This is a genomic window from Rhizobium sp. IY2, from assembly GCF_047532935.1.
Lineage (GTDB): Bacteria > Pseudomonadota > Alphaproteobacteria > Rhizobiales > Rhizobiaceae > Rhizobium > Rhizobium anhuiense.
This window is the reverse complement of record NZ_JBLKNU010000001.1, coordinates 567,181-588,730: the sequence shown is the minus strand read 5'-3', so window position 1 is coordinate 588,730 and position 21,550 is coordinate 567,181. Positions and strand designations below refer to the sequence as shown.

The 21,550-nt window shown below is 61.8% G+C and carries 22 protein-coding genes; 12 read left to right on the top strand and 10 right to left on the bottom strand.

Annotated features, from left to right (window positions below; translation table 11 throughout):
• Positions 1–156 precede the first annotated feature (156 nt).
• Both ACMUVN_RS02800 and ACMUVN_RS02795 read left to right on the top strand, forming a co-directional pair.
• Complete coding sequence (locus ACMUVN_RS02800) at positions 157–882, top strand: SDR family NAD(P)-dependent oxidoreductase (protein WP_132572451.1); 726 nt, start codon at positions 157–159, stop codon at positions 880–882.
• On the top strand, positions 876–1,364 hold the full coding sequence (locus tag ACMUVN_RS02795; protein WP_132572454.1) for a RidA family protein: 489 nt from the start codon (positions 876–878) through the stop codon (positions 1,362–1,364). The genes ACMUVN_RS02800 and ACMUVN_RS02795 overlap by 7 nt, the downstream gene beginning before the upstream one ends.
• Positions 1,365–1,423: 59 nt before the next feature.
• Here ACMUVN_RS02795 and ACMUVN_RS02790 read toward each other — a convergent pair whose 3' ends face one another.
• Positions 1,424–1,963 (bottom strand): Pycsar system effector family protein, encoded by a 540-nt coding sequence (locus ACMUVN_RS02790; RefSeq protein WP_132572457.1) that lies wholly within the window; start codon positions 1,961–1,963, stop codon positions 1,424–1,426.
• Between the two features lie 129 nt (positions 1,964–2,092).
• Here ACMUVN_RS02790 and ACMUVN_RS02785 point away from each other — a divergent pair, with 129 nt between their 5' ends.
• From ACMUVN_RS02785 to ACMUVN_RS02775, 3 genes are all read left to right on the top strand, one after another.
• On the top strand, positions 2,093–5,866 hold the full coding sequence (locus ACMUVN_RS02785) for a FecR domain-containing protein (RefSeq protein ID WP_414814866.1): 3,774 nt from the start codon (positions 2,093–2,095) through the stop codon (positions 5,864–5,866).
• The gene (locus ACMUVN_RS02780) at positions 5,866–7,848 is read left to right on the top strand and encodes an adenylate/guanylate cyclase domain-containing protein (RefSeq protein WP_132572463.1); all 1,983 of its coding nucleotides are present in this window, start codon (positions 5,866–5,868) and stop codon (positions 7,846–7,848) included. The genes ACMUVN_RS02785 and ACMUVN_RS02780 overlap by 1 nt, the downstream gene beginning before the upstream one ends.
• Positions 7,849–8,007: 159 nt before the next feature.
• The gene (locus tag ACMUVN_RS02775) at positions 8,008–8,988 is read left to right on the top strand and encodes an SDR family oxidoreductase (protein ID WP_132572466.1); all 981 of its coding nucleotides are present in this window, start codon (positions 8,008–8,010) and stop codon (positions 8,986–8,988) included.
• 118 nt (positions 8,989–9,106) lie between these two features.
• Here ACMUVN_RS02775 and ACMUVN_RS02770 read toward each other — a convergent pair whose 3' ends face one another.
• Positions 9,107–9,997 (bottom strand): LysR family transcriptional regulator, encoded by an 891-nt coding sequence (locus ACMUVN_RS02770; protein WP_132572469.1) that lies wholly within the window; start codon positions 9,995–9,997, stop codon positions 9,107–9,109.
• A gap of 171 nt (positions 9,998–10,168) precedes the next feature.
• Here ACMUVN_RS02770 and ACMUVN_RS02765 point away from each other — a divergent pair, with 171 nt between their 5' ends.
• Entirely contained in the window at positions 10,169–11,065 is an 897-nt protein-coding gene (locus ACMUVN_RS02765; RefSeq protein WP_132572472.1) for a DMT family transporter, read from the top strand.
• A 32-nt stretch (positions 11,066–11,097) separates the two neighbouring features.
• Here ACMUVN_RS02765 and ACMUVN_RS02760 read toward each other — a convergent pair whose 3' ends face one another.
• On the bottom strand, positions 11,098–11,634 hold the full coding sequence (locus ACMUVN_RS02760; RefSeq protein WP_097542208.1) for a GNAT family N-acetyltransferase: 537 nt from the start codon (positions 11,632–11,634) through the stop codon (positions 11,098–11,100).
• A gap of 44 nt (positions 11,635–11,678) precedes the next feature.
• Positions 11,679–12,431 (bottom strand): nucleotidyltransferase domain-containing protein, encoded by a 753-nt coding sequence (locus ACMUVN_RS02755; protein ID WP_063474666.1) that lies wholly within the window; start codon positions 12,429–12,431, stop codon positions 11,679–11,681.
• A 284-nt stretch (positions 12,432–12,715) separates the two neighbouring features.
• On the opposite strand from ACMUVN_RS02755, the gene ACMUVN_RS02750 reads away from it, so the two are divergent.
• Together ACMUVN_RS02750 and ACMUVN_RS02745 are read left to right on the top strand one after the other, a co-directional pair.
• Positions 12,716–13,411 carry a fumarylacetoacetate hydrolase family protein gene (locus tag ACMUVN_RS02750; protein ID WP_132572475.1) on the top strand — a complete coding sequence of 232 codons (696 nt, stop codon included), beginning with the start codon at positions 12,716–12,718 and terminating at the stop codon, positions 13,409–13,411.
• Between the two features lie 10 nt (positions 13,412–13,421).
• Positions 13,422–13,952, top strand: coding sequence for a gamma carbonic anhydrase family protein (locus ACMUVN_RS02745; RefSeq protein ID WP_097542206.1), 531 nt, complete (start codon positions 13,422–13,424; stop codon positions 13,950–13,952).
• A 288-nt stretch (positions 13,953–14,240) separates the two neighbouring features.
• Here the strand turns inward: ACMUVN_RS02745 and ACMUVN_RS02740 are convergent, their stop codons facing one another.
• The 5 genes from ACMUVN_RS02740 to ACMUVN_RS02720 all read right to left on the bottom strand — a co-directional run bounded on the left by ACMUVN_RS02740 (position 14,241) and on the right by ACMUVN_RS02720 (position 17,723).
• A complete protein-coding gene (locus tag ACMUVN_RS02740; RefSeq protein ID WP_047610727.1) occupies positions 14,241–14,642 on the bottom strand; it encodes a hypothetical protein in 402 nt (133 codons plus the stop codon).
• 410 nt (positions 14,643–15,052) lie between these two features.
• Positions 15,053–15,451, bottom strand: a complete 399-nt coding sequence (locus tag ACMUVN_RS02735; RefSeq protein ID WP_047610729.1) for an ester cyclase — start codon at positions 15,449–15,451, stop codon at positions 15,053–15,055.
• An 85-nt stretch (positions 15,452–15,536) separates the two neighbouring features.
• Entirely contained in the window at positions 15,537–15,935 is a 399-nt protein-coding gene (locus ACMUVN_RS02730) for a Fur family transcriptional regulator (protein ID WP_047610731.1), read from the bottom strand.
• A complete protein-coding gene (znuB, locus tag ACMUVN_RS02725; protein ID WP_063474663.1) occupies positions 15,932–16,747 on the bottom strand; it encodes a zinc ABC transporter permease subunit ZnuB in 816 nt (271 codons plus the stop codon). The genes ACMUVN_RS02730 and znuB overlap by 4 nt, the downstream gene beginning before the upstream one ends.
• A complete protein-coding gene (locus tag ACMUVN_RS02720; protein WP_132572478.1) occupies positions 16,740–17,723 on the bottom strand; it encodes a metal ABC transporter ATP-binding protein in 984 nt (327 codons plus the stop codon). The genes znuB and ACMUVN_RS02720 overlap by 8 nt, the downstream gene beginning before the upstream one ends.
• Positions 17,724–17,825: 102 nt before the next feature.
• Here ACMUVN_RS02720 and ACMUVN_RS02715 point away from each other — a divergent pair, with 102 nt between their 5' ends.
• From ACMUVN_RS02715 to ACMUVN_RS02705, 3 genes are all read left to right on the top strand, one after another.
• Positions 17,826–18,854: a zinc ABC transporter substrate-binding protein gene (locus ACMUVN_RS02715; RefSeq protein ID WP_097542203.1), complete on the top strand. Its 1,029-nt coding sequence runs from the start codon at positions 17,826–17,828 to the stop codon at positions 18,852–18,854.
• A 143-nt stretch (positions 18,855–18,997) separates the two neighbouring features.
• A complete protein-coding gene (gene zigA, locus ACMUVN_RS02710) occupies positions 18,998–20,203 on the top strand; it encodes a zinc metallochaperone GTPase ZigA (RefSeq protein WP_132572481.1) in 1,206 nt (401 codons plus the stop codon).
• Positions 20,200–20,379, top strand: coding sequence for a hypothetical protein (locus ACMUVN_RS02705; protein WP_063474659.1), 180 nt, complete (start codon positions 20,200–20,202; stop codon positions 20,377–20,379). Before zigA ends, ACMUVN_RS02705 begins: the two co-directional genes overlap by 4 nt.
• Positions 20,380–20,521: 142 nt before the next feature.
• Here ACMUVN_RS02705 and ACMUVN_RS02700 read toward each other — a convergent pair whose 3' ends face one another.
• A complete protein-coding gene (locus ACMUVN_RS02700; protein WP_097542201.1) occupies positions 20,522–20,845 on the bottom strand; it encodes an RcnB family protein in 324 nt (107 codons plus the stop codon).
• A 317-nt stretch (positions 20,846–21,162) separates the two neighbouring features.
• Here ACMUVN_RS02700 and ACMUVN_RS02695 point away from each other — a divergent pair, with 317 nt between their 5' ends.
• Positions 21,163–21,546 carry a VOC family protein gene (locus tag ACMUVN_RS02695; RefSeq protein WP_047611743.1) on the top strand — a complete coding sequence of 128 codons (384 nt, stop codon included), beginning with the start codon at positions 21,163–21,165 and terminating at the stop codon, positions 21,544–21,546.
• Positions 21,547–21,550: the final 4 nt, after the last annotated feature.

Here is a 21,550-nt window from a genome sequence, read left to right as displayed (position 1 = left end):
ATTTCCATCTAATCGAGTAATGGAGTTTTCGCCATATTCACCCTGCGAAAACAATCACAACCCGATGGAGGCGCATTCGCAGTAGCCCCATCTCGAGCGACCCCGCCTTCGCAAAGCCAAGGCCCGCGTTGCCCGAACCAGTTTATGGAGATCAGCATGACTACGGGAAAAACAGTCATCGTCACGGGCGCCTCCCAGGGTATCGGAGCCGGGCTCGTCAACGCCTTCATCTTGCGCGGTTACAATGTCGTTGCCACCTCGCGCCAGGTCAGCGCCTCAGAGGCGTTCCAAGCCTCCGACAAGCTGGCGCTCGTTGACGGCGACATCGGCGATGCCGAAACCGCAGCGCGGGTAGCAAGAACCGCAATCGACCGGTTCGGCTCGATCGACGGCCTCGTCAACAATGCCGGCATTTTCCTAGCCAAGCCGTTCGTCGATTTCACAATGGCCGACTTCAATAAATTGTCCTCGACCAATCTCGAAGGCTTCATCCACCTGACCCAACTGGTCGTCAGGCAGATGCTCGCGCAGAAAACCGGCGGCAGCGTCGTCAGCATCACCACGCCATTGACCGATCATCCGATCGCCGGCTTCTCCGCCTCGGTGTCGATGATGACCAAGGGCGGCATCAACGCCATCTCCAAGAACCTGGCGATGGAATATGCAAACGAGAAAATTCGCTTCAACATTGTGGCTCCCGGCGTGGTGGACACGCCGCTGCACAAGGACAATCCGAAGGATTTCCTGAAGACGCTGTCGCCGATAACAGGCATATCCAACGTCGAGGAGATCGTCGACGCTGTCATCTTCCTGACCGAAGCGCCGCGCGTAACCGGGGAGGTGCTGCACGTCGACGGCGGCGCACATCTGGGCAAATGGTAAACCATGCGAAAGCGCAGGCAGCCGGCGCGGAACGACGGCTGCAGGAACTCGGCATCACCCTTCCCCCGCCGCCGACACCCTTCGGCGCCTATGTCGAAGCGACAAGGACCGGCAATCTGGTCTTCTTCAGCGGGATGCTGCCCGTCGTCGGTCATGAGCCCCGCTATATCGGCCGCGTCGGCGGTGCCCTGACGGTCGAAGACGGCAGCAAAGCGGCCGAAACGGCAACGCTGAGCGCGCTTGCGGCCGCCAGAGACTATCTGGGCTCGCTGGAAAGGGTCGTCAGAGTCGTCAAGCTCGGCGTCTACATCGCGACCGAAGGTGATTTCCGCGACCATCCGAAGGTGGCCGACGGAGCATCCGAAATGCTGCTTGCTGTCTTCGGCGAGGAAAAGCTCTCAGGCCGCGTCGTGCTCGGTGTCGCCAGCCTGCCCCTCGGCCTGCCGATCGAACTGGAGCTCGTCCTCGAAGTTGATGGCTGAAAGCAGCCGGGCATGTTGCGGCATGCCCGGCCAAAGCGTCCGCATCAGACTTGATGCGCTCACACCGCCACCAACAGCAGCACATAGGCGATCACACTCACCATCAGCCCGCGGAACGCGAAGGTAACGCAGCGGTATTTGCTGCGGGCGATGGCCGAGAGGATGTTGGCGTTTTCGAGATATTGGTCGAAAAGATAGCGTTCGTCTCGCCGCAGCGCCGCCTCGAAGAACAGATCGCGGTGGTTGTGCCATGCGCCCCAGAACAGCGAGGTCGAGCTGTCCAAACGGCGCGGCAGCACGACGAGGATCGCCGACAGGATGGAAAAGACCGAAGCGGCAGCAAGCAGACCCGAGAACACCATGCTCCCTGGCGCCCCGTTCGCGTAGCGGGCCGGGCTGAAGACTGCCCTCACCTCGCTAGAGCTCACCAGGAAGGCCAGCATGAAAGTAAAGATATAGGCAGCCTTCTGATCGGAGATCTTGATCTGATCATAGAATATATCATTGATTTTCTTGATGTGGTCGAAATAACCGGCGCCAATGTCACCTGTCGACGGCTCACTTGGCATAAGTTCAGTTGCACTCTCGAATTCGCTCACCTGAATACTCCACCCCAAAAGTGTTTCCCTGATATTACACTTCACAGCGAATTCAAGAACACGTGTGCAACGCGCTTGACTTTTCTTTTCTACATGGACAAAGGGGAAGTGGGGTTTGGGGTTGGGGTCATGCTGGGTCGCTGGAAAAACATCTGTCGCGCCGGGGTGGCGCTTGCGCTTGTCGTGCCGGGCTTTTCCCCGGCGGCGGCCGACCCGGTGCAACGTGCAACACCGGTCGCCGGATCCGTCATCGCCCGCAAGACCGGCGAGGAGGTCCGCTTCATCGACGTGTCGAACTGGCGCGTCGTCGACATCCATCAGGATCTGCTGACTGGCGACGTGCTGCGCACCAATGCCAACGGCCAGCTCGCCATCGTCTTTTCCGATCACACCCAGGTTCGCCTCGGCCGCAATTCCTCGCTACAGGTCAAGAAGATGGCCGCAAGCGGCGACACGACGCTGGAGCTGCAATCAGGAACGATCTGGGCGCGCGCCGAGCGCGGCGGCCAAGGCCTGACGGTGGAAACGCCGGCGGCCGCAGCCGCCATCCGCGGCACCGATTGGACCATGACGGTCGAGGGCGACAAGACCTCGATGATCGTGCTCGAAGGCCGCGTCGCGCTCAGCAACCCACAGGGCAGCGTCGAAGTGAGCGAAGGTGAAGGCGCCGTCGCCACCATCGGTCAGGCGCCGCGTAAGCTCGTTATCGTCACGCCCGACGATCGCGAGCAGATGCTGTTTTACCTGAACCTGCGAGACGGCTTCGGCCTGATGCCGACCTCGCCGCTGCCGGCAGGCCGCATGGCCGACGAGCGCCGCCGGCTGCTGGCATTGCCGCCGGAGCGTCGCACAACCGAGGACTGGCTGGAGCTTGCCGAAGTGCAGAGCGCCTTCGACGGCCGGCAGGTCGCCGCAGAGACGCTTCAGCAGGTTCGGGGCCGCAAGCTGACGACCGCCCAGAAGGCGCGCGTCGACCTGATCGATGCCACGATCGCCGGCTCCGAAAAACGTTACGACGAAGCCGCAAGGCTGTTTGCGACGGCACTGCCGCATCTCGACGCCAACCGCCGGAACATGGCGCAGTATGGCGCTTACTTCGCCCGCTCGCTTGCCGATCCCGCTCATGTCGAAAAACCGCCGTCGGCTGCCGTCGGTCCCTATGGCGCGATCATGAAGGCCTACACCGCCGGCTTTCTGGAAAACCCGCGCGCCGCTCTCGATGTGATCAGCCAAGCAGAGAAGCGTTTTCCCGACGATCCCACCCTACCCGCAATCCGCGCCCAACTGGCGCAGCTGATCGATGACCGCGCCCAGATGCAGGAGGCCGTGAACCGCGCCCTCTCGCTCGATCCCAACCATCCGATCGCCCTTGCCGCGCGCGCCTCCTACAAGGCGAGCTATGAAAGCGATATCGACGGCGCCCTCGCCGATCTGAACCGCGCCATCGAGCTTGCGCCCGGGGCATCGGGATCGTTGAACTCGCTGGGCCTGCTGCAGAGCGCCCGCGATGCCAATGGCGAGGCCGAGGCGGCCTTCCTGAAGGCGATCGCGCTCGATCCGCAGGACCCGGTTCCCCACGGCAATCTTGCCATCCTGTACCTGGACCAATCCAGGATGAAGGATGCCAAGCGCGAGATCGACACAGCGCTCGCCGTCGATCCGTCCTACGACATCGCTCTCCTCGCCCGCGGCCGCTACTACCTGCAGACCGGCGAGCGCGACAAGGCGCTGGCGGACTTGCTGGCGGCCAGCACCGCCAATCCGGCGCATTCGCAGTCGCAGCTGATGCTTGCCGCCGCCCACTACGAAAAGGGCGACCGTCTCCCCTCCGAGCAAGCGGTCGACAATGCCGACAGGCTCGACAAGAACGATCCCGTCATCTCTTCCTTCCGCACTGCCGTCGATATCGACGATTACGACGCCGACGGCGCGATCCGCAACGCCCAGGAGTTTCTCCGCCGCTCAAGGGCGCGCGGCGGCGATTACAGCGCGCTCGGCGCCAACCAGGACGCCGGCTCGACCCTGAACAACGCCTTCCGCCTCCAGGGCCTGGACGCTTGGGGCCGCTATTATGGCGATGCGGTCTTCAGTCCCTTCGAAGGCAGCGGCTATACCGACCAGTCGATCAAGGGCAGCATCTTTCCCTTCAGCAATGCGACTGATTTCGGCGACGACAATATCAGCCAGTACCGCCTCAACACGTCGAGCTTCTCCTCGCTCTTCCAGGGCCTGCTGCTCGATCCGCATATGCTGTCGGGCCGTTCGCGCTCGGCCACGCTTCTGCGCACTCCTTTCATCGAAGGTTCGCTCGGCGGCGGCATCAACAGCGTCGACGGCCATACCAGACGCATCGGCGAGGCCGAAATCCAGGGCTTCTCCAACGAAACCATCCCGCTCAGCTTCTACGGCAACCTGAACTGGGAGGAGATCGCCCGCGACAGTGACTATACGGATTTCGGCGGCTTCTCCACCGACAACAAGATCCTCAGCGGCAACGGTTATCTCACAGCGACGATCACCCCGGATGACCGCGTCGTCGCCTACTTCAATGGCGCCAAACGCGATTTCGACCTCGACACATTGAGCAGCAATTCCCAGCTGTCGACCATTCTGAACGACGGCCTGTTCATTCCCCTGCTCGGCTTCCCTCTGGCACCCGACGAATTGCCGCTTTATCAGACCCGGCGCGACATCATCACGACGACCAATGCCGGCATCGGCTGGAGCCACACATTTGGCTATGAAAACGTGCTGAATGCAGCGCTGCTCTATTCCGGCACGCGAACGAAGACCACCGACGAACTAGCGTTCGATTGGGAGACGGTGCCGTTCCTTGGCGGTCCCGGCACCGATATCCACCCTTTCGGACAGATCAGCCAGGACCAGAGCTCGAAGACCTATGTCGCCGCCCTCAACCACGATATCGGCGCGGGACCCATGACCTTCCGCTATGGCATCGAGGGCGGCCGGATCGATGCCCACAACAGCAGCTTCCTCCACATCGAGGATATCGTTCCGGGCTTCCTCGACGGCACGACGCTCGGCCCCACGGAGGCCGACAACCGCGTCGACATTGCCCGCGCCTATGTCGACGTGCTGCACGAGATCACGCCTGATCTGAAGGGCGAATATGCGCTGTTCGGCACCCGCATGTCGGGTGACGGCGTCGATGTCAGCCGGCTGGAGCCGCGCTTCGGCCTTGCCTGGGCGCCCGTCCAGAACCATTGGCTGCGCGCCGCCTTCATGCGCCAGAGCGTCGACACCGGCGTTCCGACCCTTGCCCCGGTCGGCATCCTCGGCCTGCAGCCGAACCAGTTTTCGGTCGGCATCGAAGGTTATAGCGATACGGTGGCGCTGCAATGGGATGCAGAGTGGACCGACCGCTTCTTCACCTCGGTCGAATACCAGCACCAGGAACTGCATGATTTCTCGATCGATTTTCCGTTGATCTCGCTTCCGGCAGCCGACAGCCTGCCGCTGTCGCGCGGCAGCATCGACCGCGCCGCCGTCACCGCCAACGTCGCCCTCGGCTATGGCTTCGGCCTGTCCGCCACCTATGCCTACATGGAGTCGGAGAACAAGGACCCGCTGGAGCCGAATTACGGCGGCTCGCTTCCATTCATTCCGAAAAATTCCGGCCAGATCGCCCTGACCTGGGTCAATGAGGCCAAGGTCAAGGCGACGGTGGCGGCCAACTATATCGGCGAACGCGACGGCGACGATCTCGGCACCAAGCTCGACGACTATTGGAGCCTCGACGCCCATCTGATCTGGGAACCCCTGGACAAGCGCATCGCGCTGGAGGCGGCCGCCTACAACCTGCTCGACGAGGATTTCGAGCTGACGCCCGGCGTACCCTGCTGGGGCCGCGCCTTCAAGGGCACGCTCAAAGTCCGCTTCTGATGCAGGCGCAGGACAAGCCTCGGCAGGTCGGACCCGCCAGCCGGCAAGCCGAAAGCCGTCATCTCAGGCTGCTGGTGCTGGCGCTTGCAACGCTGGTCGCCATCTCGCTCTTGTCGCGCCTGCCCGCCTGGTCGCTGCTCGAGCTCAGAAGCTTCGACTATCTCTCGACCGTCGACGATCCGCGCCCGCCGCAAGGCGGACCCGTGATCGTCGCCATCGACGAGCCATCGCTTGCCGATATCAATGCGCAGTGGCCCTGGCCGCGCAGCCTGCATGCCGAACTCATCAGGCAGCTGCGCGCGGCCGGCGCCCGTGTCATCGGCCTCGACATCATCATGGCCGAACCGTCGAACCCCGACAATGATGCGGCAATCACCGGGGCCGTCGGTCCCGATGTCGTGCTCGCCGGCGATGAAACGCTGATCGAAACGCCGCAGGCCTCGCAGCTGATCCGCGCCACGCCGCTGCCGCAGCTGACCGAAGCAGGTGCGGTGACCGGCATCGCCTCCATCGATCTCAGCGGTGACGGCACGTTCCGGCGCATTCCAGGCTATGAGGACGGTTTTGCAGCCATGCTGATGAAGGCGGCGGGAGCAGCAAACATAGCCTTGCCCTCCGGCCGGCTCATCCAGTCCTTTGGCCCGGCCCGCTCCTATCCGACGGTCTCCTACTACCAGGCGCTCGACCCCGAGAATCTGCTGCCGCCGGGTTATTTCAAGGACCGCGTCGTGCTCGTCGGCCTCAGCCTGCAGAATGCGCCCGAGATCGAAAAGGGCGGCGTCGATGCCTTTGCCTCGCCCTATACCGTTCATACCGGCAAGCTCGTCTCCGGCGTCGAGATCCAGGCGACGATCTACGACAATATCCGCCGTGGCCTGTCGATCGCGGAGGCTCGTCTGCCGCTGGTCGCCGCCTGCATTCTGATCTCGGTGCTGCTGGCCGCCGCCACCGTCTGGCGTTCGACGGGATTGCTGACGATCGTCGCCAGCGCCGCCGCACTCATCGCCTTCGCGGCAGCGAGTTTTGCCGGCATGCGCTTTGCCCATGTCTTCGTCTCGCCGCTCGGCCCAGTCGTCGCCTATGTCTCGGTCGCCTTCGGCCAGGCGGCCTTCGATTATGCCGAGGAGCGCCGCAACAAGCGGCAGATCATTCGCGCCTTCGCCCAATATATCTCGCCCGATCTGGTGCGCCGCCTGTCGAACGATCCCTCGCAGCTGAAGCTCGGCGGCGAGCGGCGCACGCTCTCGGTGCTGTTTTCCGATGTGCGGGGGTTCACCACCATCGCCGAGACGCTGAAGGACGATCCGGAGCAGCTGACCGGCCTGATCAACCGGCTGCTGACGCCGCTCTCCGACGTGGTGATGGATCACGGCGGCACGATCGACAAATATATGGGCGATTGCATCATGGCCTTCTGGAACGCACCGCTCGACGATCCCGACCACGCGCTCCATGCGGTGCGCGCCTCGCTTGCCATGCAGGCGGCGATATCGAGGCTGAACAGCCAGCTGGAGCGGGAGGCGGCGATACGCGGCGACAAGCCGCATGTGCTGAAGATGGGCGTCGGCATCAACACCGGCGAATGCATCGTCGGCAATATGGGCTCGACCCGCCGCTTCGACTACTCCTGCCTCGGCGACAGCGTCAACCTCGCCTCCCGCCTCGAAGGCGCCTCGAAGAATTATGGCGTCGCCCTGTTGCTCGGCGAGGAAACCGCCAGACTGGTCGCCGATACCTACACCGTCGTCGAACTCGACCGCATCATCGTCAAGGGCCGCACCGTGCCCTCACCGGTCTATACCGTCGTGCACAAAGCCGATGCTGAAGCGCTTGCCGCCCACCAGGCTTTCATCGAGACGAAATATGCCGGCACACTTGCGCCAGCCGACCCCGCCTTCGACAGGCTGGCCGCTGATATCCCCGAGCTTGCCGCCTACTACGCGATCGTGCGGGATGCGCTGGTGGGCGATGGTGGGGAATGATGGCCACTTGTACGGCAGGCGATCAGTGACGGCTTTCGGCTCAACGCGGCCCCGCTCGCGGCGCAATCTTCGGTGCACGAGATTTGCGGGAGACGATCACGTTCTTTCGCGCTATGAAGGGTGATCACCAGATCCCGCCCATAGACCCCGAGGTCACTCATGGCTTTGAAAGTTCTTTTCATTGGCGGCACCGGCCAGATTTCCTATCCCTGCGTCGACCGCGCCGTTGCTGAGGGCCATCATGTCAGCGTCTTTAATCGCGGCTTGAGAAGCGACCCATTGCCTGCGGGGGTGACCTCGATCGTCGGTGAACTTGGGTCGACCGCCTATGCGGATCTCGCCAGGGCCAATTATGATGTCGTCTGCCAATTCATCGCCTTCACGCCCGATCAGGTGGCGCGCGACATCGAGCTGTTTGCGGGCAATTGCGGTCAGTATATTTTCATCTCTTCGGCCTCGGTCTATGAAAAGCCGCCGCGTCACTACGTGATCACCGAGGAGACGCCGGCGATCAATCCCTACTGGCCCTACAGCCAGGCCAAGATCGCCTCCGAGGAATTGCTCAAGAAGTCCAGCAATCTGGCCTGGACGATCATCCGCCCCAGCCACACCGTTCGCACCGGCCTGCCGATCATGATGGGCGATAGCGACGTCATGGCGAGACGCATGCTGGACGGCGAACCCACCATCGTGGCGGGCGATGGCCACACGCCCTGGACACTGACCCGCTCCGTCGATTTCGCAGTGCCTTTCGTCGGGCTTTTCGGCAAGAAAGCAGCGCTCGGCGAGATTTTCCACATCACCTCCGATCGCGCCCACATCTGGGACGATATCCAGAAGACGATTGCAAGATTGCTGGGCGTAGAAGCCAAGATCGTCCACGTACCGACCGACACCCTGATCAGGTACAATCCGGATTGGAGAGGCCCGCTGGTCGGCGACAAGGCCTGGACGGCCATCTTCGACAATTCGAAGGTCAAGCGCGTGGCGGGTGACTTCACCTGTGCCGAGAGCCTGGATGAAATCCTGGCTGAGCCGATCATGCACCTCAAGCAGCGCCTGGCCAAAAGCCGTCCGCCAAAAGGTGAACTTGATGCCCTGATCGACAGGATATGCGCCGCGCAAAGCGCTCTCGGCTAGCGCGCCGCGTGCCCTTTCGGACGCAGAAAGGACGCTCTAGCACTTTCAATCCTCGCATCGTGCTTTCCGAAAATCGATTCCGATTTTCGGGCCGATGCGCTGGGCATGTCCCGGCCCGTCAGCTCGCCAGGGTCAGTCCGCCGTAGCGGCTGACCTCATTCTCGATTTCGGCGACCAGCGTATCGAGCGCCGGGTTTCGCGCCTTTCGGGCTCGGCGCACCACATAGGCCAGGGCGGGAGGTGCGGGCAGGCGGTTGGTGATGATACTCATCTCGGGGCGCAGATGGCGCCCATTCAGAAGCGCCACGCCCAGCGCGGATGTGACTGCCGAGACGATTCCGGCGGCGCTGGCGCATTCGAACACCGTCTCGAGCAGCGTGTCACCGTCCTGCCCGATATCAAGCGCCCATTGGCGATAGAAGCATTCGTCGTCAAAAGACAGGAATGGAATGGGACCACTCGGCGGCAGAGGCAAGTCCGCATGCTTCACCCAGTAGAGCTGCTCCCGGAAAAGGACGATATCGGTCGGGCGAACCTCGTGGGCAAAGATCTGCACGATCGCAGCATCGAGCTCGCCCCGCTCCAGCATCCCCCTGAGAACCAGACTCATTCTGACCTTGGTGCGCACCGCGACATCAGGATGGAGACGACGAAACCTGCCCAATATGCGGGCAAGGTCCGTGCAGGTCGTGTCCTCGGTCAGCCCCAGCGCGATGCGCCCGGCGAGCGGCGTTTTCGTCAGGCTGAGAAGCGCTTCGTCATGAAGGCCAAGGATACGTTCGGCATAATCCAGCAAGTCCTCTCCGGCGGCGGTGAACATGGCCGAGCCTGATTTGCGGCTGAGCAAATCGCAATCGAGGCTGACCTCGAGCCGCTTGATCTTATGGCTGACGGCCGATTGCGACAGACCGAGCGCCTCGGCGGCGCGAGTGACTCCACCATGACGGCGAACGGACCACAGGACCCGCAACGCGTCTATTTCCAATCGTCGGCTGTTGAGTTCGGTCATGGAGGCGCTCTCTGGTCACTGTGTCGCAAAATCTATGCATAGAGCTGGCCGGCCTGACAAGTCGACATCGATAAAGCGAGCGCATTGTCATGTCGCGATCGATATTTGTCATGTGCGATGGCGCATTTCCTGGCCTATTTCAGAGCAGAGCGTTATCGAAATGAGTATGCCATGACAGATCAATCAATCGTCCGGCCCGAGCCGCGACGACACCCTCTCCTCTGGCCCGTGCTGGCGGCACTTCTGGTGATCAGTTGGAGTTCCGGTTTCGTCGGTATCCGCTACGCCAGCGAGGGGGCAAGCGTCATTCTGGTCTTGTTCTGGCGCACCCTTCTGTCGGGACTGATACTGCTGCCCTTCGCGCTGACGATCGGGCCAAGGATGCATCTGCGCAGTGTGCTGGGGCAAATGCAGTTCGGCGTGATGTCGGTCTTCCTCTATCTCGGTGGATTCGCTCTCGCCATCGAGCAGCGCGTGCCGACGGGACTGGTCGCACTGATTTCCGACCTCTTGCCGCTGGCGATTGCGTGCCTGTCGCAACCGCTCCTGGGCGAACGGCTGACATTGCGGCAATGGCTGGGGACGACGATCGCCGTGGTGGGCGTTCTGCTCGTTTCGCTCGAAAGCCTGAGCTTCGGCCAGGCCCCGCTCTGGGCCTATGGGCTGACGGCCGGCTCGATGCTGATTTTCGCCCTCGCCTCGGTTCTCTACAGACGGCGGCGCGACGAGCACATGCCTGTCCATCAGAGCCTTTGCATCCAGACCCTGACCGGCTCGGCCTTGTTTTCGTTCTGCGCCTTCATGCAGGGCAATATGATCCCGCCGATGACCATCGATTTCGCCATCAGCATGACATGGCTCGTGCTGATCGCAACCTTTACCGCCTATTCGGTCTATTACACCAGTCTTCGACTTTTCCCGGTGGCGCAGGTCAGCGCCGCAATCTACCTCAGCCCACCCGTCACCATGTTATGGGCCTGGGCCCTGTTTTCCGAGCCGCTGACGGCAACGATGTTCGTCGGATTGGCGGTGACAATGGTGGGTGTCTGGATGACCTCGCGAGCGTGAACGCTTGTGCGGATGCGATCGGCGCTTGCCGCTTAAGTCCGGAAACTGCCGAAGGCGTACATGTTGGTCGGCGCGCCGTGCAACATCACCTCGCACTCGAAGGCGAAGCCACATTTTTCGAGAATGCGTCTTGACGTGGTGTTGGCGGTGCGAACCAATCCGATCACGCGATCGGCCTGCAGATCGTCGAATGCAAATGTCAGGGATTCCCTGACCAATTCCGTGGCATAGCCATGGCCCCAGCTTTCAGGTTGCAGATGATATGAAAGGTTGAGGCCATCGAATTCCGTGGAAACAGTGACGCCGCCGAACCCTATCAGCGCGCCGTCTGACTCAACAGCCCAACGCCCGAACCCGTGATCTTTCCAATGCCCGATATCGCGCGCGAGCCGCGCAGCACTTTCCTCCGGCGTATCAGGCCGGGGCACCGGTCGGTGTGCGACCAGTTCCGGCCGCGAAAAAAGCCGGATCAGGAAATCGGCATCCCCTTCCACCGGAGGTCTGAGAAGCAATCTGGCGGTGCGCCTCACGGCAGACTGCAAGACACCTTTGAACTCATTCTCAAACATCTTTCATCCAATTTTCAAAATGCGGCAACGTGACCGATACCAAATTATTCCAGGCGGCGCGCTTCCAGCGGCGCGTTCTGCCGGTACCCGTCGAAATAGCGGCCGCCATGCAGGGCGAGCTCGCGGTCGGCAAGGGCCAGCAACCGGGCGCCGTCGCCCTGCCCCGCCAGCCTGAACGCCGCGTCGAATTCGGCCGCCAGTTGCGCATCGAGCGTCTTCAGGACACGCGGCGCCCACTTGCCGCGGCCGCTCCATGCGCCGCGCCCGAGCAGGATCAGATCGGCGAGCTTCTGGTAGAGCAGTGCGGCGATAGCGGCGACCTCTTCGGGCGGGCGGGCGCCGCGCAGGTCATCGGCCAGATCGGTGACCTGATAGCGCAGCATGTCATAGTCTGCCCCGGCAAGAGGCTTGGGCCCTGCCGCCAGAATATCCGCCGCCTTTGCCTGGATGAGGCGGGCGCTGTCGATATCCGGTCCCAAAATGCAGCCTGTCATCACCATGTTGACCATGATCGGATAGCCGCTGTCAGCATCCCGATGAAGATAATGCGCTAGCGTCTGCGCATCGTGGACGAAGGCCTCGACCGGGAAGCCGTCCTCAGTGAACGATTCCCGCCAGGCTCTTTCCAGCGACGGGAAGACGACGACCAGATCGATATCGGAAAATGCAGTCCCTTCGCCGCGCATGATGGAACCCGCCACATAGGTGAAAGCAGCCCCGGCAAAGCGGCTGGCGACACAGCGGCGGGCAGCGGCCAGCGCCCGCTCCGCGAGAATATGTTTCTGGATATCGTCCACGATCTCGTCCTCGAATGCGGGACACGGGCGGGAACAAAAAACCCGCTCGTTTCCGGCGGGTTGGTCTCAGCAGCGATGAACGGAATTCAGTTCACGCGTCCACCACCCACCGCGGCGCGGTGGTCGTAGACTTGGTCGAAACTGCAAAAATCCTGCTCATGGCCAAGGTTAACCCGCGACCGTGACGGCGTCAATGCACCCGATCCGGGCGCCAGGGATGCTTTCCCGGCGCGACGTTTTCCGTCTAAGATGGCGCAAGAGTCGAAAACAGGAAGAGCCCGCCCATGCCCCATCCCGCCACCGTCATTCCGCGTCCCGCACCGGTACTGCTGCCGGTGGAAGGCAGCGCCGAGCGTTTTCCGGTGCGCCGCGTCTATTGCGTCGGGCGCAACTATGCCGACCATGCGATCGAGATGGGCCATGATCCCAGCCGCGAGCCACCCTTCTTCTTCCAGAAGAATGCCGACAACCTGCTGCGGGCAGGCCATGCCTTTCCTTATCCGCCACTGTCATCAGATGTGCATTACGAGGTCGAATGCGTGCTGGCGCTGAAATCCGGCGGGGCAAACATTCAGGCCGCCGATGCGCTCGGCTGCATCTACGGCTATGCCGTCGGCATCGATTTCACCCGCCGCGATCTGCAGGGCGAAGCAAAGAAGCTCGGCCGCCCCTGGGAAGTCGGCAAGGCCTTCGAACATTCCGCCCCCGTTTCGTCGATCGTTCCGGCAAGCCGCCTCGGCCACCCCACGCAGGCAAAGATCTGGCTGGAACAGAACGGCAAGCGCGTTCAGGACGGCGACCTCAACCAGATGATCTGGAAGGTGCCGGAGATCATCGCCGAATTGTCGAAGCTTTTCACCCTGGCGCCCGGCGATATCATCATGACCGGCACGCCGGCTGGCGTCGGCGCAGTCGCCAGGGGCGATCATATCTATTGCGGCATCGACGGTATCGCCACCCTATCGGTCGAGGTCGTCTGAGGAGAGAGTCATGCCCGTCTATGCGCTCGGCGGATCGACGCCGAAACTGCCTGCCGCCGGCCTCTATTGGATCGCACCGGATGCCAACATCATCGGCCGAATCGAGCTCGGCGAGAATGTCGGCATCTGGTTCGGCGCCGTGCTGCGCGGCGACAACGAGAAGATCACCGTCGGCGAAGGCAGCAACATCCAGGAGGGGGTGATGGCCCATACGGACATGGGCTTCCCGCTGACGATCGGCAAAGGCTGCACCATCGGCCATCACGCCATTCTCCACGGCTGCACCATCGGCGACAACGCGCTGGTCGGCATGGGCGCCACCATCCTCAACGGTGCGAAAATCGGCAACAACTGCCTCGTCGGCGCCAATGCACTGGTCACCGAAGGCAAGGAATTCCCAGACAACTCCCTGATCGTCGGAGCACCCGCCCGCGTCCTGCGCACGCTCGACGAAGCGGCAATCGGAGCCATCCGCCGCTCGGCGGAAAACTACGTCGCCAACTGGCAACGCTTCGCCCGCGATCTCAAACAGATCGGGTGACGCGCTGCTGACTTTGTTGCCATTGGCAATTGAATTAAGAAAAACGCCGCTTCGGAATCCCGAAATTCGCGGCGTTTCGTGAGGTGTGGACGCGGAGAAATATCCAATGATTTCAATGCCGCAACCAATTTCGGGATTCCGAAGTACTATATAGAGTCTGGTCGGGTATTGCCGGCATCGACTAATCGCAGCCGGGCCAATAGCTGCCGCAGCCACTCCAGTGGAGACCTCGCATCGATCCCCGACGCCTCGAAATGACGGCCCAGGCCGATTTCGCGGAAGAGTGCCTTATTCGGCGGCTTCGAGAAACTGGCTGTTCCGTGAGGAAGAGGCAAGAGCCTGAACCCTGGCTTCGGCCTTGGCGATCAATTGATAGAATTCGTCCTGCGCTTCGACATCCAGTTGGATGACGGCATTGACGTCGTCAGGTGTATCGCAGACGCAAGCGACCGCCGAAATGGGACAGATGCCGCCGGGATAACGTTTGCCGCTGCCCGTATAGGCGCGGCGACCCCAGCGCTCGGAATAGACCGTCTCTTCCCGTTCGAGATGCAGGATCGTTCCCTTGCAAGCGGTCACGATAGCTGCCTTGCCGTAAGCGAACCAATGATAGTTCAGCTTCCGGAGAATATATTTGCCGGTGATATCTTCGCCCGCCAGCTCGGCAGGGTTTTCAATCATTCTGATCATGACGGCTTCCTCAACGTTTAAACAATATCCGTCATGTCGTCGCGCGCAGCAAGTCGAAAAACGCTGCTTTTGGAGACACTTAGTCACAAAGTGTTTCCGATTCTTACACCAAACGCTCGCGGAGCTGCCCGTCGGGCACACAATTCTTCGTCGAATTTGCCGCAACCTGCCACCGATTTTGCCCTTGCTCGAGCTGGCGGCGACGTCAATGTCCCCTGGTGTTTCTCGGTCAGGGCTCGATATCTCTTTCTGACTGGCCCGAAGACCGCGCCGTTTTCATCCCGGGAAACGGCCGGTTCGTTTCGCCAATTTGCCACCTGCAGAAGAATTTTATGGTCGACGCGATCAACCCATCTCCGCCACCGTTCCGTCAGAACCCACCAAGGTCGGCAAACCGCAAGACCGTGCAATCACCTCTCGCCTCGAAGCTGAGCTTCGATTGCCACCTTGTCGATCACCGACCAGACCTCGACGATCTTTCCGTGGCGAAATTCGTAGATCACGTTCTCGCTGAAGGCAACGCGCCTACCGTTGACCTCGAGGTCGAGGAATTTTCCCTTCGGCGTGCAGTCGAAGCCCAACCGGCAAGCGACGTAAGGCGGGTCGGCGATCAGCATCAGGACATTGAAATGGAGATCGGGAATCTCATCGAAATCCCGCTCGAGCATGGCGACGTAACCCGACAGCCCAAGCCGCCGGCCGTTATGGATCGCGCCGTCGTCGACGAATTGCCCTAGCTTCTGCCAGTCCTGGCTGTTCAGGCAGGCAATGTAATCGCGGTAGCGGTCGGAGAGGTCGGTTTTCGTCACGCGATTGCTCCTGTGTTGCAGGAATGAGGTGGGTGGCGTTCTCACCAGACGTGGCGCATCGGGAAACGGCCGCTACCCGCTCCAATCAGGCCGCACAGGCCTCGCACAATCCGCGGATCTCGATCGTCGTCTTTTCCGGCTTGAACTTCTGGCCGCGCACCCAGGCCATCAGCCGATGGTCGACTTCATGGTCGTGGAACTCCATCACCTGGCCGCAGCTTTCGCAGATCGCGAAGGCGACGATGCCGTGGCTGTGGCAGTCGTCGCCGGGATGGGCGCAGGCGACGAAGGAGTTGATGCTTTCAAGCCGGTGCACGACGCCATATTCGAGCAGCTTCTCCAGCGCCCGGTAGACCTGCAGCGGCGCGCGAAAACCGTGATCGCGCAGCTTGTCGAGAATGGTGTAGGCGCTGAGCGGCCCATCGGCCTTTTCGAGCACATCGAAAACAAGCGACTGGTTCTTGGTCAATTGCGGTGTCGTCATGAGCCTTGTCCTTGCATGACCGCGCGATGGCGCCTGAGGGGAAGCAGGCTGAGCATGAAGAGGATCAGCGCCGCAACCACGATCGAGGGGCCGGAGGGCGTGTCGTAGGTGAGCGAACCGAACAGCCCGCCGACGACGGCGATGGCCCCGATCAGCGAGGCGAGCACCGCCATGACCTCAGGCGTCGACGAGAAGCGCCGCGCCGCAGCCGCCGGAATGATCAGCAGCGAGGTGATCAGCATGATGCCGACGATCTTCATGGCAATCGCGATGACGACGGCCATCAGCAGCATGAAGAACAGCCGCGCCCGCTCCGGCTTCAGCCCCTCGGCCTCGGCGAGCTCGGCATTGACGGTCGCCGCCAGCAGCGGCCGCCACAGCCAGGCCATTGCCACGAGAACGAAGAGCCCACCGCCCCAGATCAGCGCGATGTCGGTCGTGGAAACGGCAAGGATATCGCCGAACAGGAAAGCGATGAGATCGATCCGCACCCAGCTCATGAAGGCGACCATGACGAGGCCGATCGCAAGGGTCGCATGCGAGAGGATGCCGAGCAGCGCATCGGCCGACAGCGCCTGGCGCTTCTGCAGGAAGAGCAGCAGCACCGATACGAGGGCGGCGACGGCAAACACGGCCAGTGTCAGATTGAGTTCGAAGAGCAGCGACAATGCGACGCCCAGCAGCGCCGAATGGGCGATCGTATCGCCGAAATAGGCCATGCGCCGCCAGATGATGAAGCAGCCGAGCGGCCCCGTCGTCAGCGCCAGCCCGACGCCGGCAAGGATGGCGCGCACGAAGAAATCGTCAAGCATGGCGATCTCCCGCCGCATGCTCATGGGCGTGCGGATGCGTTTGGCCATCACCGGCATGCCCATGGTCATGCCCGGCATGCCCGTGGTCGTGCTCATGACTGTGGTCATGCGTGTGCGCATGGCTGCCGTCATCCGCGTGCGCATGGCTGCCGTCATGCGCGTGATGCCCGTCATCGGCGTGGCAATGATCGGTGACCGTGCCGTCCGCATGCTGCACGCGCCCATCCGGCAGATGCGTATGATCGTGATGATGGCTGTAGACGGCCAGCGTCTGCGCCGCCCGGCTGCCGAACAGGCGCACATATTCCGGGCTGCGGCTGACGGATTCGGGCGTGCCGCGGCAGCACACATGACCATTGAGGCAGATGACGGTGTCGGTCTCGGCCATGACGACGTGGAGATCGTGCGAGATCAGCAGGATGCCGCAGCCGCTGGCGTTGCGGATCGATTTGATGAGATCGTAGAGGGCGATCTCGCCGGAGAAATCGACCCCCTGCACCGGCTCGTCAAGCACCAGCAGATCCGGCTTGCGGGCAATGGCGCGCGCCATCAGCGCCCGCTGGAATTCGCCGCCGGAAAGATGCTGCACTTCGGCATCGAGCATATGGGCGATGCCGGCGGATTCGAGCGCCGAGAGCATGTCGCGCTCGGGAAGCGGGCCGGTCAGCGTCATCAGCCGGCGCACCGAAAGCGGCAGGGTCCAGTCGATCGACAGCTTCTGCGGGACATAGCCGACCTTGAGGCCGGCCTTGCGCTCCACCCTGCCCTCGTCGGGCTTCAGCACGCCGATTGCCGCTTTGGCGCTCGTCGATTTGCCGGAGCCGTTCGGCCCGATCAGGGTAACGATCTCGCCGCGCGAGACGGAAAAATCGACGCCGCGCACCAGCCAGCGGCCATTGCGGAGAACGCCGACATTTTCAAGCGAAACCAGCGGTTCGGCCCTGACACTACCGAGGGTCTTTGCGGGAGAGAGCATCAAATTTTCCGAAAGTGCTGTTGCGTCCTGCTATTGCACACGTTATAGCATAACGCAATTGATGTAATAACATAACAATTGTAATTCAAGGGAAGCACACTGATGCAACGTGCCCTGGGGCCATTTCTCAAAGTCTTGGCCTTCAAAATACCGGCTCTCGCAATCATGGGCGTCGCAATCCCCGCCTTGCTCTTTGCCGGAACGATGCGGGCCGCCGATGCGCCTGTCGTCGTCACCTCGATCAAGCCGATCCATTCGCTGGTTTCGGCGATCATGCAGGGCGTCGGCGAACCGGAACTGATCGTCGACGGCGCCGCCTCGCCGCACACCTACAGTCTGAAGCCGTCGAATGCCCGCGCTTTGCAGGACGCCAAGGTGATTTTCTGGGTCGGTCCCGGCCTCGAGGCCTTTCTCGAAAAGCCACTGCAGGCGCTTGGCCGGGATGCCAGCATCGCTGCACTCGATGAAGCGCCCGGCCTCGTCAAACTCCCCTTCCGCGAGGGCGGCGCCTTTGAAGCGCACGATGACGGCGACGAGCACGACACTGCCTCCGGTCACGAACATCACGATGCCGAAGCCGCGCATGCTGCCGACGATCACCACGACCACGGCGCCTTCGACACCCATCTCTGGCTCGACCCGATGAATGCCAAGGCGATGGCCGCCATGATCACCACGACGCTGGTCGCCGCCGATCCCGCCAATGCGCTGACCTATCAGGGCAACGCCAAGGCTCTCGACGACAAGCTGGATGCGTTGGATACCGAGATCAAGGGCATTGTCGCTCCCGTCAAGGACAAGCCCTTCATCGTCTTCCACGATGCCTACCAGTATTTCGAGCATCGCTACGGCATCCGGGTCGCCGGCTCGATCACCGTCAGCCCGGAAACCATTCCCGGCGCCGAGCGTGTTTCGGAAATCCACAGCAAGGTCGGGCAACTCGGCGCCACCTGCGTCTTTGCCGAGCCGCAGTTCGAACCGCGCCTCGTCGATGTGGTCATCGAAGGCACGCACGCCAAATCAGGCGTGCTCGACCCCGAAGCGGCGACGCTGAAGGCCGGCCCCGATCTCTACTTCACCCTCATGCGCGGCATCGCCAACAGCATGAAGGGCTGCCTCTCCGGCGCATGATTGTCATGCGCCGCACTGCGCGTCCTGCCGGACACGCGACGTTTTGGAGAAAGCTGAAGCGGAAAAAGGCGGACACCCCCGTTCCGCCTTTTTTCAGCGCAATCTATGTAATGATATAACATTAATAATTCGATGAGGTTCCTATGGACAATAGACTTCCCGTCACCGTGCTTTCAGGCTTCCTCGGCGCCGGCAAGACGACGCTGCTCAACCATGTGCTCGCCAATCGCGAAGGTTTGCGCGTCGCCGTCATCGTCAACGACATGAGCGAGGTGAATATCGACGCGGCGCTGGTGCGCGACGGCGGCGCCAATCTCTCCCGCACCGAGGAGCAGCTTGTCGAAATGACCAACGGCTGCATCTGCTGCACACTGCGCGACGACCTGTTGAACGAGGTGCGCCAGCTCGCCGACCAGGGCCGCTTCGATTACCTCCTGATTGAATCCACCGGCATTGCCGAGCCCCTGCCCGTCGCCACCACCTTCGAATTTCGAGATGAGAACGGCCAAAGCCTTTCCGACGTCGCAAGGCTCGACACCATGGTGACCGTCGTCGACGCCGCCAACCTGCTTGCCGATTATGCCTCAGCCGATTTCCTCGCCGACCGCGGCGAAACGGCGGGTGACGGCGACAACAGGACCATCGTCGACCTGCTGGTCGAGCAGATCGAATTCGCCGATGTCGTGGTGCTGAACAAGGTCGGCACGGCCAGCGAGGAAGAGCGCGACGCCGCCCGCAAGATCGTCACCGGCCTCAACCCCGATGCCAAGCTGATCGAGGCGGATTTCGGCAGGGTGGAGCTGAACGAAATGCTCGGCACCGGCCGCTTCGACATCGACAAGGCCGAGACCCATCCACTCTGGTACAAGGAGCTGCACGGCTTCCGCGATCACGTGCCGGAGACCGAGGAATACGGCATCCGCTCCTTCGTCTATCGCGAAAAACGGCCCTTCCATCCGGCAAAGCTGCAAGCCTTCCTCGACAGAAGCTGGCCGGGCGTGGTGCGCGCCAAGGGCTTCTTCTGGCTGGCGACCCGGCCGCATCATGTCGGCGAGATCAGCCAGGCGGGCGCGATCGTTCGTACCGGCAAAATGGGTCTGTGGTGGGCGGCCGTACCCCGCGAACAATGGCCCGAAGAGCCAGGCTTCATGCGCGCCATCGGCCCCTATCTCGACCCGGTCTGGGGCGACCGCCGCCAGGAAATCGTTTTCATCGGCGCCGATCCGATGGACGAAGCCTGGATTAGGAAGGAACTCGACGCCTGTCTGGTCGACACCACGGTGTTTGCACCGGAACGCTGGCGCAAACTGCCTGATCCCTTCGCCAGTTGGAGCCGGCAGGCAGCATGAAAGCGACGGCGATCAAATCCTACCGCTGCATCTGCCAGGAATGCGATCCCTTGCCAACAATCGAAGGACTTCATCCGCTGACGTATCCACCGGACCCTGAGACTGAAACCCGCAAACCGAAGGGATTTCTCGGCATCATCGCTGACCGGGTAATGCCTTTGCGCCGGCAGGATTAACCGATCACCGGCGAGAGCAACCCCTCCCTCACCTGCGCCTGTCGCAGGACTGACGGAGAGAGCGAGGATACCTATCGATACTCATTGCCCTCAGTTGGAAGGAGGGCAGCCAAATCCGTCCTCTTTCCTCATCCATCTGCGATCAACGGACGGTAATGATGCTGGAGATGATGCCGCTGGTGACGCTGATCAACAGGTAGTCATTGTCAGCGCGGACCCAGCGATAACCGCGCGGCGGAGGCGCCAGCCGATAGCGGCGGTAGTCGTTGACATCGGAGAACCGGCGACGCTCGCTGGCATTGACGCGGTATCCCTTTTTCCAATGCGGCCGGATGACCTTCTTCTCAACGATCACCCGCTTCTGCACGACAGGCGGACGGCGATAATCGTCAGCACTGGCCTGGGAGACAATCATCGGAGACAGAAGAAAGGAGGCGGAAAGAAGAGCTGCAAAAATCTTTTTCATGTCGGGTTCCTCGTGTTGGCACGGGAACAAACTAGGGCTGAAAAGATGAACCGAAACTGAAATATAAATTAAATTTTCGTAATAGAATCCGATGGCTGTGGGTTGCGGCTAATATTTTAGGTTAGTCTTATACACTATGACGAAGAGCCGTTTTACCCGACACGGCACAATCGCTGCATAGCCCCAAAAGATCGGATTCGATTTTCGGAAGAATTGGGCGCAGATTCAAATAATGCAGCGTGTCCCTGCCTCCGAACGAGCGCTTGGCGCCGTCGGGACTGTCGTGCGGGATCGCTCTAGAGACAGTGGAGGAAATCATGCCCGGCATCAGCGTGCGCTATATCGTCGACGACGTCGACGTCGCGTTGGAATTTTACACGAGACATCTCGGCTTCTCGATCGCGCTTCATCCCGCGCCCAGCTTCGCCATCCTCACCAGGGACGGCTTTCGTCTGCTCGTCAGCGGCGTGACGGGACCGGGCGGAGCGTCTCAGGCGATGCCAGACGGACGAAAGCCCGAGCCCGGCGGATGGAATCGCATCCAGATCGAAGTCGCGGATCTGGAAGCCGAAGTCGCCACGCTGCGCCAGGCCGGCGCGCGTTTTCGCAACGAGATCGTGCAGGGCATGGGCGGCAAGCAAATCCTCCTCGAAGACCCGGCCGGAAACCCGATCGAACTCTTCGAAGCACCGAAGAGATGACGCG